We start from the raw sequence: 13,596 nt of genomic DNA on the forward strand, positions 1-13,596 counted from the left end.
AAATCGAAATTATTATCCTTTTTAGCGCAATATTTTTTTCTTATATCAAAATATACAAAACCATTGGGTACAATAGCTTTATTTGGACATTTTGCTTCTCCGTATCTCAAAGAACAGACTGAAAAAAGACGATAAAAAAAGGAGAGGGTTTCATGAACATCAGTATTTTTGAAGTGATAGGCCCCGTTATGATCGGCTCTTCCAGTTCCCACACAGCCGGCGCCGCCAGACTGGCCCGGGTAGCCAAAATGATAGCCGGCGGGCGGCCGTTTCACCGGGTAACCTTTGGGCTGCACGGCTCTTTTGCCAAAACCTATCGGGGGCACGGCACAGACCGGGCATTGGTTTTTGGCGCGTTGGGATATTACGAAGACGATGAGCGCCTTCCCCAGGCCTTTGAACTGGCACAAAAGGCCGGGCTCTCTTATGAATTTTACGAAACTAAACTGGAAGGCGTCCATGAAAACACAGCTGTGATTACATTTGAGCGGGAAGATGGTTCCCAATGTGTCGTCATTGGTTCCTCCATTGGGGGCGCACAGATCATTATCACCAATATCGATGGGTTCCCCACGGAGTTCACCGCCCAATCCCCTGCTTTGATTTTAAGCTACCGGGATCGTCCGGGAGCCATCAGCGAACTGACCGGCATACTGGCAGGTTACAGAATCAATATTGCGGTGATGAAAGTCAGCCGCGCGGCAAAAGGCGGAACCGCCCTTTGTACCATTGAAACAGACGATCTGATTCCGGAGCAAGCCGTGACACAGCTGGAAAAAATTCAGCAGGTATTCCATGTCCGAGTTGTCAACATCGGGAAAGGGGAGGAATGATTTTGTACCAGAATATTGATGGTTTATTAAAATCCGCCCAGGAAGCGGGAACTCCTCTATGGAAAGTTGTTTTAAAAAATGAAGCGGAACTAACGGAGAAAACCGAAGAAGAAATTTTTCAGCGGCTGGAAAAAACCTATCAAGTGATGGAACGTTCCGCCCAAAAAGCTCTATCCATTCCCCAGCCGTCCATCGGCGGACTGATTACGGGCATCAGCTCCACCCAGAATCAATATGCCAACATGCAGGATTCCCTGTGTGGCCCTTGGCTGAACCGAACCATGGCCATGGCCTTTTCCTGCAGCGAAGTAAATGCATCCATGGGGAAAATCTGTGCCGCCCCTACTGCAGGAGCCTGCGGAATCCTTCCTGCTGTTTTAATTTCGGTGCGGGAAAAACAAAAACTGTCCCTGCGGGAAACGCTTTGCGGACTGCTGACGGCATCGGGCATCGGTGCCGTGGTAATGCACAACGCCACTGTGGCCGGAGCCGAAGGCGGGTGTCAGGCAGAATGCGGCGTGGCGGCGGCTATGGCAGCGGCAGCCGCCGTGGAGCTCTGCGGTGGTTCGCCGGAAGCTGCCGCCCATGCCAGTGCGTTTTGCCTGATGAATGCCATGGGGCTGGTCTGCGATCCGGTGGCAGGATTGGTGCAGGTTCCTTGTGCCCAAAGAAACGGATCTCAGGCAATGAACGCTTTGCTTTCCGCAGACTGGGCATTGGCCGGCCTGCGCTGCGTGATTCCGCCGGATGAGGTGGTTGGCGCCATGTATCAAACCGGAAAAATGCTGCCTGTTCAATTGCGGGAAACCGCCCAAGGGGGCTTGGCCGCTACGCCTACTGCCAAAAGTATCTTTGAAAATATTTTCATCAAAGATTGATTGCAAAAAAGCATTTCATCCCCAACAAAACTTAGGCTTTTAAAAATCAATCTGTCCAAGCTTTCTTCCGAAACCCAGTTTCTTGAGCAATACAAAAAATAAAAAATCGAGACTCTATTGGAACCCCAAAACAGAAAGATTGTTTTAAAACCCGGAAGATCAAATCCTTCGAACAGCAGAAAAGGCAGCCTATTCTTTTGAATAGGCTGCCTTTTGAAAGGATCGAACCATCGAGAACCCGAACGCAGAATGGCCTGATGAAAGGTTATGTGTCTCTCAACTGCTTTTTATCCGCAATCGTGCGCTTTTCAGCTTCACACCACAGAACCCTACTTCATCTGTTTGGGCTGTGCTCTGTTTAAGATGGATTCTATTTGTTCTTCTGTCAATCCAAGCTCTTTTAGTTGATTTTTTTGTTCTTCAGTGAGTGTGCCGTTTGTGGCAGACTGTAATATCTCCATTGCCTTTTTCATTACTTCAGGATCCATTCCACCAAATGCACCCGGCCCTTCTCCCCCTTTAAGATTGGAACTGCCCAATACGGCCAAATTCAAAGAAGATGCATCAATTAATTGATTTGAATTCGCTTTTTGCCCTTCCGTAGTAGATGGAATCGTTCCGTCAAGCTGCCCCTCCATACTTTCCCCACGCAGCGTGCCCAATTTCTTAAACTCACCGACTGCACTTTCATACTCTTCAAAGCTATAAAATGCCGAGGGATCTTCTTTCACATAACTGGAAATCAGAGTATTAATTTTATTTACTTTCTCCTCGAACTTTCCATTAGAAAAATAACCGTCCACTATCTGCTGTAAATATTCATGGTATTTTTCCAGATATTCCGGTACCTCCAAAAGTTTAGATATCATCGGCCGATCTTCCATAGAAGCTCCAGAAACGGGGGTATCAATAGGAAAATTGACAACCGAACCCGCATCCTGTGATTGAAAGCCCCCGAATGCCATGTTGTAATCCCATGGCAGCATACTGATTTGCCCATTGTTTTCATAAAGATAATAGTTATGCCCCATATTACCCGAATAGCTGTCTAGATTCACTACGGCTGTATGTGCCGCCAGATACCGCAGCACAGCATCTACATCCACATATTTTTCTAAATCGGTTCCGCTGTTCAGATTTTTAATTGCCTCAATCACACGTTTGTGATCCGACTCATCGGTTTTGGTTTCGGCATTGTCAAATATAGAAGAATAGCTGGTTTCCTCATCATCCGTATAGATCAGCGCAGTGGCATCATCCGACCGCATTCCTCCGCCGCCTGCCGGCCTTTGATTGCCGTCAAAACTCGGCGGAACCTGCCGGCCATTTTCTTTTTCTTTCTGGCTGGCGTCAGATGAGGCGCCGGCTGTCTGGTTTGCCGAAGGAACAGCAGAAGATGCGCCACTTTCAGCTCCCGATGTACCGCTTGGCGGCTCACCCTGCGGATTTGCCATATTCATTTTATCCATCTCTACACTGTCAGGCTTATACAGTTCGCCCTCACCATCTTTCGTGCGTTCCAGATAACTGCTGTCCAGCACTTCAATCGCAAGATAAAAACCCCAGGATTCCTCATTGACGCGAATGTTGGCATAAGAAAACAACGGAGCGTCCACTCCAATGAAATCCATAATATCATAGCTAAAATATTCCTTCATAGATGTGGCATCAGAATAATTGTTATTTAACACAAGCTGATCCAAACCCATCCATGTTTGGCCATCCACATATTTATCAAACTTTATTTTAAAGCTATAACGATTGCTGTCGTCATTTTCTGCAACCCCCTTCAGGCTGGAATTCCCTTTCGGTTTGATTCCAACATTCTGAATGGTTGTTCCATTGATTGTAATATCTGCCGCAATGTATTCTTTTTGCGCCGCGTTGTCCAGCATCGTTTGCCACTGGTCAGGGTCTGCTGTGATTTCAACTGTCATTACAGAATCTTTGTCAATTTGCGAAGCATAGGCCACACTGGATTTTGATGAAGCGGTTTGGCCTGTGGAACAGGCAGACAACAACAAAGACATTACCAGCAGTACAGATAAAAACGGGTAAAATTTTCTCTTACTCATTCGATAAAAATCTCCTTATGTGATATTTCATCTCAGTTTCTTCCCTCAGTGATGATATTTCTGTGATTGTAGCATTTTACACTGAAAACAACCTGAAAAAACCGACCCGAAATCAAACATATCTGCTGCCCTTATGTTGTGTAACTCTGTTCTTGACAAAAGTATAAAAACAGAAAAAAAGCAGCCCATTCAAAAGAATGGGCTGCTTTTGGTGAACCATCGGGGATTCGAACCCCGGACACCCTGATTAAAAGTCAGGTGCTCTGCCAACTGAGCTAATGATTCATTCCGGTTAACAACTCGTATATTATATCAACTGAACCGAAGCTTGTCAACACAAAAACAGATATTTTTTTAAAATTTGGCAAGGAATTGGAACAAAACCTAGTATTGTCCTATCTGCGGCAAACATACACGGAAAAAATGCCCCAGAAAAACACTCAAATGATAATGAAACTTTCTTAAATTTCAATTTTGGATCCTACAAAATTGAAAAGCCGGCCTGATCCAAAGGAAAAGGCCGGCTTTCATACCACTCACCGAAATATCGGTTCCAGTAAAGATGTTTCTATCCTCACACTAATTTTTGGTGCGGAACTTATTCATCAATTCTTTCAGGACTTCTGACTGGCTGCTCAGTTCTTCACTGGCGGCCGCGCTTTCCTGAGCCGTTGCAGAGTTGGTCTGGGTTACGGAAGAAATCTGAGACATTCCGCTGTCCAGCTCCATAATCGCCTTGGCTTGTTCGTTCGAAGCGTCGGCAATCTGATTAATCAATCCGTTTACCTGATTGGTTTTTTCCACAATCTGATTTAAAGACTGTGCGGTCTGGTCGGCGATGACCAATCCCTTTTTCACGGAATCGATGGCTCTTTGAATCAATTCCCCAGTGGTTTCGGTCGCCTTGGCGCTTTTAGATGCCAAACTGCGAACCTCATCCGCCACAACTGCAAACCCTTTTCCTGCGGCGCCTGCGCGGGCGGCTTCCACCGCAGCATTCAGTGCCAGAATATTGGTTTGAGCCGCAATGTCATCAATCACTTTAATAATATTCAGAACCTCATCCGCAGAACGGTTAATATCCTGCATGGACTGAAGCATCTGCTGCATTTGATCGTTGCCCTGATTTACAAACTGAATGGTTTCATTGGACAGATTCTCCATGGTAGAAGCATGGGACGCATTATTTTTTACATGCTCAGACACACTGAGCAGCGAGTTGTTCAGATGCTCTACGGTAGCAGCCTGTTCCGCTGAATTCTGAGCCAGATTCTGAGCACCCAGCGCCATTTCTTCCGCCCCGGCGTGCACCTGATAGGCCGCCTGTGTGATTCCGGAGAAGGTTTCATTCAGCGACTGCAAAATTTTCTCTAAAGCTTGTTGAATGGGCATAAAGTCGCCCTGATACTGCACTTCACTCTGAATGGTCAAATCATTTTGAGAAACACTACCCAAAACATCTGCCACATCCTGAATGTATGTCCGAACTTCCTGCACCGTATACCCCAAAGCTTTCGCCAAACGGGCAATTTCATCCTGACCCTTGATCTGGGGAACTTCGGTCTGAAGATCTCCCTTAGCCAAAAGCTCAAGTCTGCGGGTTGTGGATTCAATGGGTTTCGTAAGCCGGGTAGAGAACCATATGGCCGCCAAGAATGTCAAAAGCTGTAAGGTAGCTGCAACGCCAATGTTAATAAACAAGGTGCGGTACAAATCCTCCATAATCTGGCTAATCGGCCTGGTTATGGCAACTCCCCATTTCTCTGGGCCTTCTAAGATGGTAAAGCCCACCAATCGTTTGTTGCCCTGATATAAGGTATAGTGTATTCCGGATTCCCCCGCTATCACCCGCTGATACAAACCGGCAATGGGTTCAAACGATTTATCTGTTTTTACCTTTTCAAAATAATCCACCGGATTTTCTACTGTGGCTTTGGTGGGATGCATTACTGTCTTGGCGTTATGGTCAATTAAGAACGCATAACCATCAGCACCAATCTTGATGCTCGTCATATTTTTACTGAAATCGTCATAGTTCACTTCGCCATAAATTACTTTTCCGTCAACGGCAGGAGCCGCAACAGTCAAAGTGAGCTCTTCCCCCCGGCGACTTTTCACCGGGCTGTCAATATACGGTTTTCCAGATTTGGCAGACTGAAACCAAGCTTCCTGTGAAACACTGCCGTCCTGCTGGGTATTGCCCTGCCCATCTGCAAGAGCAAAATACAAGAAGCCGACCGCTTTGGCCTGCTGCTGCAAATACTGCTGCTGAGCCGCCGCATCCGGATTGCTGAGCGTTGGTGACTGCCCGGCCTGAGCCACTTGTGTCCGGTACTGAGCCATCTCGGAGTCGATCGACATCTTATAGGAATTTGCTAGGTAAGTAGAAGTTTCTTCCGCCTGTTTGACGGAATTCCGATAAGACAACCAACAGGTGACGCCTGTTGCCAATATATTGGTAAACAACACCAGAACCATGATAAAAATATATAGCTTTGTTTTTAAGGACTTCACTTCGTCAATTCCTCTCTTTCTGTTAAAAATTCAGACAGAAATTTATTGCGATTCATTTTCCCAAAATAGAATCCACTTGACTTTTTTTCCATGCTTTTAAAAAAGTTCGCAGTCTGTTCTTTGTAAAAATGGATCTTTATCTTATTTATCGACCGTTTCTCACAAATATTGACCAAAAAAGAAGAAAATAAAAAAGATATTTTACAAAAGTAAAATATCTTTTTCCATTATAACGGGGTGTTTGTAAGCTATTTAGACAGCTTATCCATCACGCCGATGATCTCTTCAATTTTTTTCTGCTGTTCTCCGCTTCCCAAAGCTTCCCGCACACAACCGTTCAGATGGGCATGCAGTACGTCCCGGTTAATGCTGCGAAGGATAGCCTGAGTGGCCATCAATTGGTTTGAAATATCGATACAATACCGATTTTCTTCCACCATTTTGATCAGGCCATCGATTTGACCCCGGGCCGTTTTCAGCATCCGGATTGTTTTTTCCCTGTCAGCCTGCACTTTTCCACCTCCTTGCTGCGGGGCTGTCATTAACCGAACAGTCCCTTTTTCTCTGTAATAGAGCTCACTTCATAGCCGGCCTCTTGAAGCACCTTTTCAAACTCTTGATCCGAAATGTCTTTGCTAAGAGTCACAGTCGCCTGCTTCTTCTTTAAATTCACCTTGGCCTGAACGCCTTCCATGCTGTTCAGCGCCTTTTCTGCTTTGGCCTGGCAATGCTCGCAATGCATTCCCTCAATGGTAATTAACTTTTTCATAGTACCGTTTCCTTTCTTCTTTGTCAAATTTATAAATCGGATTCAAACCGCCGGTGGGGTTTGAAGAATTTCAGACGAAGAGCATTGAGTACCACGCAAACGGAGCTAAGGCTCATGGCCGCCGCCGCAAACATGGGGTTCAGCTTCCAGCCCAGCAGAACATAAAACACGCCTGCCGCCAGGGGAATCCCAATGGTGTTATAGAAAAATGCCCAAAAAAGATTTTCTTTAATATTGCGAATCGTTGCCCGACTCAATTGAATGGCCGTGACCGCATCCATCAAATCACTTTTCATTAAAACAATGTCTGCGGATTCAATGGCAATATCCGTACCGGCCCCGATAGCAATGCCCACATCCGCACGAGCCAGCGCCGGTGCATCGTTGATTCCGTCCCCCACCATGGCCACTTTCTTTCCCGAAGCCTGAATGGAACGAACTTCTTCTTCTTTGTCTTGGGGCAGCACCTCGGCAACCACGCGGTCAATATTCAGCTGACGGCGAATCGCTTCGGCTGTTCTTTGATTATCCCCTGTCAGCATCACTACGTCAATCCCCATGGCCCGCAATTCTTCCACCGCCTGACGGCTGGTGGGTTTAATCACATCGGCCACGGCAATTACGCCCAGCAACTGTTTTTCTTTGGCGAAATACAGCGAGGTTTTGCCCTCCTCTGCAAAGGATTCCGCTTTTTGCTGAAGCCCTTCAAAAGAGACGCCCTGCTCCTGCATCAAAGCCAGATTTCCCGCCGCATAAGGCACGCCTTCGATACTGGTCAGAATTCCACGGCCCGATACGGCCTGAAAATCGCCCACCGAATGCAGCTCCAAAGAAAGTTCTTTGGCCTTTTCCACAATGGCTTCTGCCAAAGGATGCTCTGAGGGTTTTTCAATGGAAGCCGCCACCGTCAGCAATTCCTGTTCGTCTATTCCAGAAGCCGTAACAATATCGGTTACCCGGGGCTTTCCTTCGGTGATGGTTCCGGTTTTGTCCAGAACCACCGTTTTTACGGTATGTGCAGTTTCCAGCGCTTCTGCAGATTTAATCAAAATCCCGTTAGATGCACCTTTTCCGGTTCCCACCATAATGGCCACCGGGGTTGCCAGGCCCAATGCGCAGGGGCAAGAAATAACCAACACTGCAATAGCAATGGAAAGAGCGAATTCAAAAGTTTGCCCCGCAATCAGCCAGGTAATGGCAGATGCCAAGGCAATTAAAATCACAACGGGAACAAAAATGCCGCTGATTTTATCGGCCAACTTGGCAATGGGGGCTTTGGAAGAACTGGCTTCTTCCACCAGCTCAATAATTTGAGCTAAAGTGGTGTCGCCGCCCACCTTTTGGGCTTCCATTTTAAAGAATCCGGTTTTGTTCAGCGTAGCGGCAATCACCGCATCCCCAACGCTCTTTTCCACCGGGATGCTTTCTCCCGTCAGGGCAGACTGATCTACCGCAGAAGAACCCTCGGTAATCACACCGTCCACAGGGATGCTTTTTCCGGGGCGAATCAAAACGATATCGCCTACCCGTACCTGTTCCACAGGAATTTCTTGCTCTTTGCCGTCCCGCAGAACCGAAGCCGTTTTGGGCGCTAAATCCATCAATTTCGAAATGGCTTCTGAAGTTTTCCCCTTGGAGCGGGCCTCCAGATATTTGCCCAAAGTAATCAGCGTCAAAATAGTTCCTGCCGATTCAAAATAAATATCCATCAAATAATGATCTGCCGTCATCATGTCCCCGGCACCCAAGGCATATCCGATTCGATAAATCACGAAAATGCCATAGACAATCGCCGCCGTGGAACCGATGGCAATCAGGGAATCCATATTGGGCGAGCGTTTCCAGAGCGTTTTAAAACCCACCTGAAAATACTTTCGGTTCACATAAACGATGGGCGCCAGCAAAAGAAGCTGGGTAAAGGCAAAGGCAATTCCGTTTTCCGGGCCATGAAACGCGTTGACCAAAAAGGCGGGAACGGGAATTCCGAACCATTCCTTCATCATATGGTGCATCGCCAGATACATCAGGGGAATCCAGAACATAAACGAGACAATCAGGCGCACCCTCATGGAATTGAGTTCTTCCTGCACCGGATCCACCGCTTTCTGCTGGTCAGGAGCAGCACCGCGCACAAAGACGGACGCCTCATACCCGGCCGCTTCTACTGCGCTGATAATCTGAGCATTGTCGGTCATCCCTTCGTCAAAGTCCACCATCATGTTGTTGGACAAAAGGTTGACGGTAACACCGTTCACACCTTCCACTTTTTTGACGCTTTTTTCCACCGCGGCAGAGCAGGCGGAACAAGTCATTCCGGTTACATTATATTTTTGATTCATAAAATCACCTCTCTATACCCCCGGTGGGGTGTATGTTTAATTTACTCTAATTTTTTTTGTTTGTCAAGTAGAACTTACCATGTTTTAGTATGCCTGTCCCAGTGTTTTTCCATCCACATGAAAAAAGCCGCAGATAATCTGCGGCTTTTTACAGCTCTTTATAAGAATTAAAACTTTTCGTTGGGTAAAATCAGTTTATAATTTCATAATCACAGCTCCAGCCATACTCTTCACAATGTTCTTTATTCCTTTGCAGTATTTCATGCATCTTTTCAATATATCCATCAAATTCTCTGGGCAGCGTATGCTCTCCTATAATTTCAACTTTATTTGCATCACAATCGTTACTCAGCAAGTCCCAAAAGGCACTCCAGTTTTTCCCATACCATTCCGGAAAATCAAAAGCAACCCGGATTCTCTCATGAAATTCACCAGCATACTTGCAATCCGTTAAATCCAAAGTGACAATCTTTTGTTCACTCATTTGAAATTTCTCCTTCTATTCCCTCGATAAACATTCCATTCAATTGATAATTTCAAATTCAAAATTATGCCCATACTGTTTATGGTTGTCTTTGTTCCTTTGCAGTATCTCATGCACTTTTTCAATATATCCATCAAATTCTCTGGGCAAGGTATGCTCGCCTATAATTTCAACTTTATCTGCATCACATTCCGTACGGAGCAAGTCCCAAAAGGCACTCCAGTTTTTCCCATACCATTCCGGAAAATCAAAAGCAACCCGGATTCTCTCATGAAATTCACCAGCATACTTGCAATCCGTTAAATCCAAAGTGACAATCTTTTGTTCGCTCATTTGAAATTTCTCCTTCTATTCCCTCGATAAACATTCCATTCAATTGATAATTTCAAATTCAAAATTATGCCCATACTGTTTATGGTTGTCTTTGTTCCTTTGCAGTATTTCATGCATCTTTTCAATATATCCATCAAATTCTCTGGGCAATGTATGTTCCCCTATAATTTTCACTTTGTCCGCATCGCATTCCGTACGGAGCAAGTCCCAAAAGGCACTCCAGTTTTTCCCATACCACTCCGGGAAATCAAAAGCAATTCGGATTCTTTCGTGAAATTCCCCAGCATACTTGCAGCCCGTTAAATCCAAAGTGACAATCTTTTGTTCGCTCATTTTAGGTTCCTCCTTCTATTCCCTCAATAAACGTTTCATTCAGTTTATAATTTCATAATCACAGCTCCAGCCAAACCTTTCGCATTCTTCTTTATTCCTTTGCAGTATTTCATGAATCTTTTCAATATCTGGAGCAAATTCTTTCGACAATGTATGCTCTCCCATAACTTCCACTTTATCTGCATCACAATCGTTACTCAGCAAATCCCAAAAGGCACTCCAGTTTTTCCCATACCATTCCGGAAAACCAAAAGTGATTCGGATTCTCTCGTGAAGCTCCCAATAAGACTTGCAGCCCGTTAAATCCAAAGTGACAATTTTTTGTTCGCTCATTTTAGATTCCTTCTTTCTTATAGTACTTCGATAAACGTTTCATAATGATCATAGGTCACAAACAATAATCCATCATTCGACCAAAGCAGCCGATGCTTGTTGCGCTTCCCTTTGTAATAATTGATATCCGCTTCGTGCCAGATACGGCCCGGCACTTGCGGCAAATGCCCATCTTCGTTTTTATAGATTCCCATTGCGGCCATTTTTCCCGGCGCAAATTTAGCCGGAGCCTTGCCCCATTTCCACTTTAAATTGATCAAATCTTTTTCTGAAATATAATAATCCGGTAAAATACCATGGTTTTTCATCCACCAATCTGCGCCGTTTTTTCCATCTTTTGTTCCGTTTCCGGCTACAACCGCTGACATCATTTCTATTGAACACCGGCAATTGGGATGCAATGGCGGTGGCTCCCAAGGAGTATCCGATATCCCATAAATCTGGCCATTTTTATCTCGACATCTCAAACAGGTTTTGAAATCCAACCGAGTGACCCAATGTTTCCAATTGATGCTTCTTACCACGGGCGGATCATAGAAATCAAGCAATTCTTTGCAGGTAACCGTTGAATCCTCATATTGCAATACATATCCGAATGCTTGTTTAATGTACATTTTTAACACCCCTAAATAGAATAAGGCTTGTCATCCTTTTCTAATTAGGGCAGAAACATAGAAAACTTGTGTAAAACAGTACAATTTTTATAAATTTAAAAATAATTATTATATATTTTATCTTACCAAAAGTGTAGCATAAAAAATAAAAGAAGCCAATCAAATAATTGACTTCTTTCATATTTTTCAAAACCTATTATTTTTAGAAAAAATATTCTTCATATTTCTACTTTGCCCCTCATGTCGGGGCGGGCACTTCCTTTCGCGGAAAGGCGAAAGGAAGCAAAGGCTTTCCAAGGGGAGAGTTTCGATCCTCTCCCCCTAGCCTCCCTCAGGGCAACACAAATGAGATGTTCTTCTAAAGAATGGTACAAAACTATATGCAAGTCACACAGGCAGTATTATCAAGCAAACAGCCGACAGATGCTCAAGAAGAGCACCTGTCGGCTGTGTTAGAGATGATCTTGCTACATAATTTCAATTTTTTCGGCACCTGATATATCATTAGTTAAACTCAGAAGGACTCAGGTATCTATGAGGGCTGGTGGCATAACCGTTTTGATACTTTACGGTCATGTACAAGATTTCCTTGTCGCTTTCAAGCTTGACATAGCAAACACCCTTCTCAAACTTGTCGGTGATGTCAACTTTTTGATCGAACCAGTAAATCCAAACAGAGCCGTCATCCTCATATTCCACATCCGGGGCCGTCAGCTGCTCCATGAGTTCTTCTTCCGACGCAGGTGTTTCGGTTCCGTCAGGTGCGATCACAACCCCGCCTCCACCTTGATGCTTCATATTTCCTTCGCCGTCAGTGTAGTCCATGCTGTAACTTCCGTTTCCATCGAACTGAATCGTTGTCTCCGTTTGGTCACCGTGAATCCAAAGCTGGATGGTACGCTGAATTCCGCCTACATCCGCGGCATATGCAGCGGTGGCGCTGCCCACAATCATCACACATGCAGCAACAGAAGCAATCATGGTTTTGAATTTATGCTGTTTATTTATTCTTTCCATTTTTTCTACCTCCAAAGAAAAATCATCAGAGGCATGAATTGCAGAAAACGCCTGTTTGTATTTCTCCTTATTCGTCATTTTCCCATACCTCCTTTAATGTGTTGCGAAGCGACATTCTTCCGCGCGATAACCTTACCTTTACATTACTTGGCATCACCCTTAAAATACCCGCGATTTCATTTACTGAATAATCCTCGTAGTAAAACAGATGAATGACGATGCGATACTTTTCCGGGAGTTTCATCACTGTTTCAAATAACTCGGAGGATTCTTCCGTCTCGAAAGTCAATGTTTCTATGTAATTCTCTAATGGCAGCAAATTCCGCCTGAAAAAAGTATTATTCTTATTCTTGGCTTTGTTAATTGCCACCCGGATGAGCCAAGCGCGGATGTGCTCATCCGATTCAAAATCTTTTTTGTGTGATAAATACTGGATGAAGGTATCCTGAACAACATCTTCGGCATCCTGTGCGTTTTTGCATACATTAAACGCCACAGCATAAAGATTGCTCCGATATTTTTCAACCAGTATCTCTACTGATGGTTTCATAAGCATGCTCCTTGATCTGTTTGAAAGGCCTTTCACCAATAATACAAATGAGAATTAGGAAAGGTTACAACACAACCTTAAATTTTCAAAAATTTTTGCCATAGTGAAAAAGCACTGATTCTCTAATTGAGTTCAGTGCTTTTTCCGCTGATAAAATAAGTGATTTCAATTCCTTCCGCCACTTTGTAAACTCTTTTAAGGAAATTTCCCCATTATCACATCTGGCTTTTTCTTCTCTGGCTTTTTCACCCCAAGCATAGAAGCCCTCCTGCTCAATCTTCCCGGCTTTAATCCAGCCAAAGCGCTTTTTATACTCCCGGCGGTAAACCTTGAAAATATTATATTTCATGTGTTCACACAAATAGAAACAATCTTTTCCCAAGACTACCGAAAAGAAAAATTTACACCCAGCTAAAGATAGCGCCGCCGTGAGGTAGCGCGCCGCCTTAGCGAGTGCGCCACCCACGATTTAGCGGCGCGTTACACAACGCTTTCGTCTTTCCCTGATTTTAAACGGATTCCAA

General features: G+C 44.8%; 15 protein-coding genes and 1 tRNA gene. 2 read left to right on the forward strand and 14 right to left on the reverse strand.

Annotated elements, in window-relative coordinates; genetic code table 11:
• The first annotated feature begins 152 nt into the window (after positions 1-152).
• Together sdaAB and sdaAA are read left to right on the forward strand one after the other, a co-directional pair.
• A complete protein-coding gene (gene sdaAB / locus C1A02_RS05445) occupies positions 153-833 on the forward strand; it encodes an L-serine ammonia-lyase, iron-sulfur-dependent subunit beta (protein WP_101697196.1) in 681 nt (226 codons plus the stop codon).
• A gap of 2 nt (positions 834-835) precedes the next feature.
• Positions 836-1,711, forward strand: a complete 876-nt coding sequence (sdaAA, locus tag C1A02_RS05450) for an L-serine ammonia-lyase, iron-sulfur-dependent, subunit alpha (RefSeq protein WP_101697492.1) — start codon at positions 836-838, stop codon at positions 1,709-1,711.
• A gap of 329 nt (positions 1,712-2,040) precedes the next feature.
• On the opposite strand, the gene C1A02_RS05455 is transcribed toward sdaAA, so the two are convergent.
• The 14 genes from C1A02_RS05455 to C1A02_RS05520 all read right to left on the reverse strand — a co-directional run bounded on the left by C1A02_RS05455 (position 2,041) and on the right by C1A02_RS05520 (position 13,538).
• Positions 2,041-3,786, reverse strand: a complete 1,746-nt coding sequence (locus C1A02_RS05455) for a CotH kinase family protein (RefSeq protein WP_101697197.1) — start codon at positions 3,784-3,786, stop codon at positions 2,041-2,043.
• 209 nt (positions 3,787-3,995) lie between these two features.
• Positions 3,996-4,071, reverse strand: a tRNA-Lys gene (locus tag C1A02_RS05460).
• A 294-nt stretch (positions 4,072-4,365) separates the two neighbouring features.
• Positions 4,366-6,300: a methyl-accepting chemotaxis protein gene (locus C1A02_RS05465; protein ID WP_101697198.1), complete on the reverse strand. Its 1,935-nt coding sequence runs from the start codon at positions 6,298-6,300 to the stop codon at positions 4,366-4,368.
• Positions 6,301-6,548: 248 nt separating this feature from the next.
• On the reverse strand, positions 6,549-6,812 hold the full coding sequence (locus C1A02_RS05470; RefSeq protein ID WP_101697199.1) for a metal-sensing transcriptional repressor: 264 nt from the start codon (positions 6,810-6,812) through the stop codon (positions 6,549-6,551).
• A 29-nt stretch (positions 6,813-6,841) separates the two neighbouring features.
• Positions 6,842-7,069, reverse strand: coding sequence for a heavy-metal-associated domain-containing protein (locus C1A02_RS13885; protein WP_101697200.1), 228 nt, complete (start codon positions 7,067-7,069; stop codon positions 6,842-6,844).
• A gap of 29 nt (positions 7,070-7,098) precedes the next feature.
• Positions 7,099-9,408 carry a heavy metal translocating P-type ATPase gene (locus C1A02_RS05480; RefSeq protein ID WP_101697201.1) on the reverse strand — a complete coding sequence of 770 codons (2,310 nt, stop codon included), beginning with the start codon at positions 9,406-9,408 and terminating at the stop codon, positions 7,099-7,101.
• Positions 9,409-9,598: 190 nt separating this feature from the next.
• A complete protein-coding gene (locus C1A02_RS05485) occupies positions 9,599-9,892 on the reverse strand; it encodes a barstar family protein (protein ID WP_101697202.1) in 294 nt (97 codons plus the stop codon).
• A gap of 39 nt (positions 9,893-9,931) precedes the next feature.
• Entirely contained in the window at positions 9,932-10,225 is a 294-nt protein-coding gene (locus C1A02_RS05490) for a barstar family protein (RefSeq protein ID WP_101697203.1), read from the reverse strand.
• 39 nt (positions 10,226-10,264) lie between these two features.
• Complete coding sequence (locus tag C1A02_RS05495) at positions 10,265-10,558, reverse strand: barstar family protein (RefSeq protein WP_101697204.1); 294 nt, start codon at positions 10,556-10,558, stop codon at positions 10,265-10,267.
• 39 nt (positions 10,559-10,597) lie between these two features.
• Positions 10,598-10,891 (reverse strand): barstar family protein, encoded by a 294-nt coding sequence (locus tag C1A02_RS05500; RefSeq protein ID WP_101697205.1) that lies wholly within the window; start codon positions 10,889-10,891, stop codon positions 10,598-10,600.
• A 17-nt stretch (positions 10,892-10,908) separates the two neighbouring features.
• On the reverse strand, positions 10,909-11,505 hold the full coding sequence (locus C1A02_RS05505; RefSeq protein ID WP_101697206.1) for a phage minor head protein: 597 nt from the start codon (positions 11,503-11,505) through the stop codon (positions 10,909-10,911).
• A gap of 504 nt (positions 11,506-12,009) precedes the next feature.
• Positions 12,010-12,600 carry a hypothetical protein gene (locus C1A02_RS05510; RefSeq protein WP_101697207.1) on the reverse strand — a complete coding sequence of 197 codons (591 nt, stop codon included), beginning with the start codon at positions 12,598-12,600 and terminating at the stop codon, positions 12,010-12,012.
• Entirely contained in the window at positions 12,590-13,072 is a 483-nt protein-coding gene (locus C1A02_RS05515) for an RNA polymerase sigma factor (protein ID WP_101697208.1), read from the reverse strand. Before C1A02_RS05515 ends, C1A02_RS05510 begins: the two co-directional genes overlap by 11 nt.
• 85 nt (positions 13,073-13,157) lie before the next feature.
• Positions 13,158-13,538 (reverse strand): hypothetical protein, encoded by a 381-nt coding sequence (locus tag C1A02_RS05520; RefSeq protein WP_129588146.1) that lies wholly within the window; start codon positions 13,536-13,538, stop codon positions 13,158-13,160.
• Between the last annotated feature and the right edge of the window lie 58 nt (positions 13,539-13,596).

The sequence above is a fragment of the Clostridium minihomine genome (genome assembly GCF_900240385.1).
GTDB lineage: Bacteria > Bacillota > Clostridia > Oscillospirales > Acutalibacteraceae > Faecalispora > Faecalispora minihomine.

Coding starts and splice junctions, on each gene's coding strand:
- C1A02_RS05505 (WP_101697206.1), bottom strand. CDS start 11,505: ATGTACATTAAACAAGCATTCGGATATGTATTGCAATATGAGGATTCA.
- C1A02_RS05515 (WP_101697208.1), bottom strand. CDS start 13,072: ATGAAACCATCAGTAGAGATACTGGTTGAAAAATATCGGAGCAATCTT.
- C1A02_RS05490 (WP_101697203.1), bottom strand. CDS start 10,225: ATGAGCGAACAAAAGATTGTCACTTTGGATTTAACGGATTGCAAGTAT.
- C1A02_RS05485 (WP_101697202.1), bottom strand. CDS start 9,892: ATGAGTGAACAAAAGATTGTCACTTTGGATTTAACGGATTGCAAGTAT.
- C1A02_RS13885 (WP_101697200.1), bottom strand. CDS start 7,069: ATGAAAAAGTTAATTACCATTGAGGGAATGCATTGCGAGCATTGCCAG.
- C1A02_RS05495 (WP_101697204.1), bottom strand. CDS start 10,558: ATGAGCGAACAAAAGATTGTCACTTTGGATTTAACGGGCTGCAAGTAT.
- C1A02_RS05480 (WP_101697201.1), bottom strand. CDS start 9,408: ATGAATCAAAAATATAATGTAACCGGAATGACTTGTTCCGCCTGCTCT.
- sdaAB (WP_101697196.1), top strand. CDS start 153: ATGAACATCAGTATTTTTGAAGTGATAGGCCCCGTTATGATCGGCTCT.
- C1A02_RS05500 (WP_101697205.1), bottom strand. CDS start 10,891: ATGAGCGAACAAAAAATTGTCACTTTGGATTTAACGGGCTGCAAGTCT.
- C1A02_RS05455 (WP_101697197.1), bottom strand. CDS start 3,786: ATGAGTAAGAGAAAATTTTACCCGTTTTTATCTGTACTGCTGGTAATG.
- C1A02_RS05510 (WP_101697207.1), bottom strand. CDS start 12,600: ATGACGAATAAGGAGAAATACAAACAGGCGTTTTCTGCAATTCATGCC.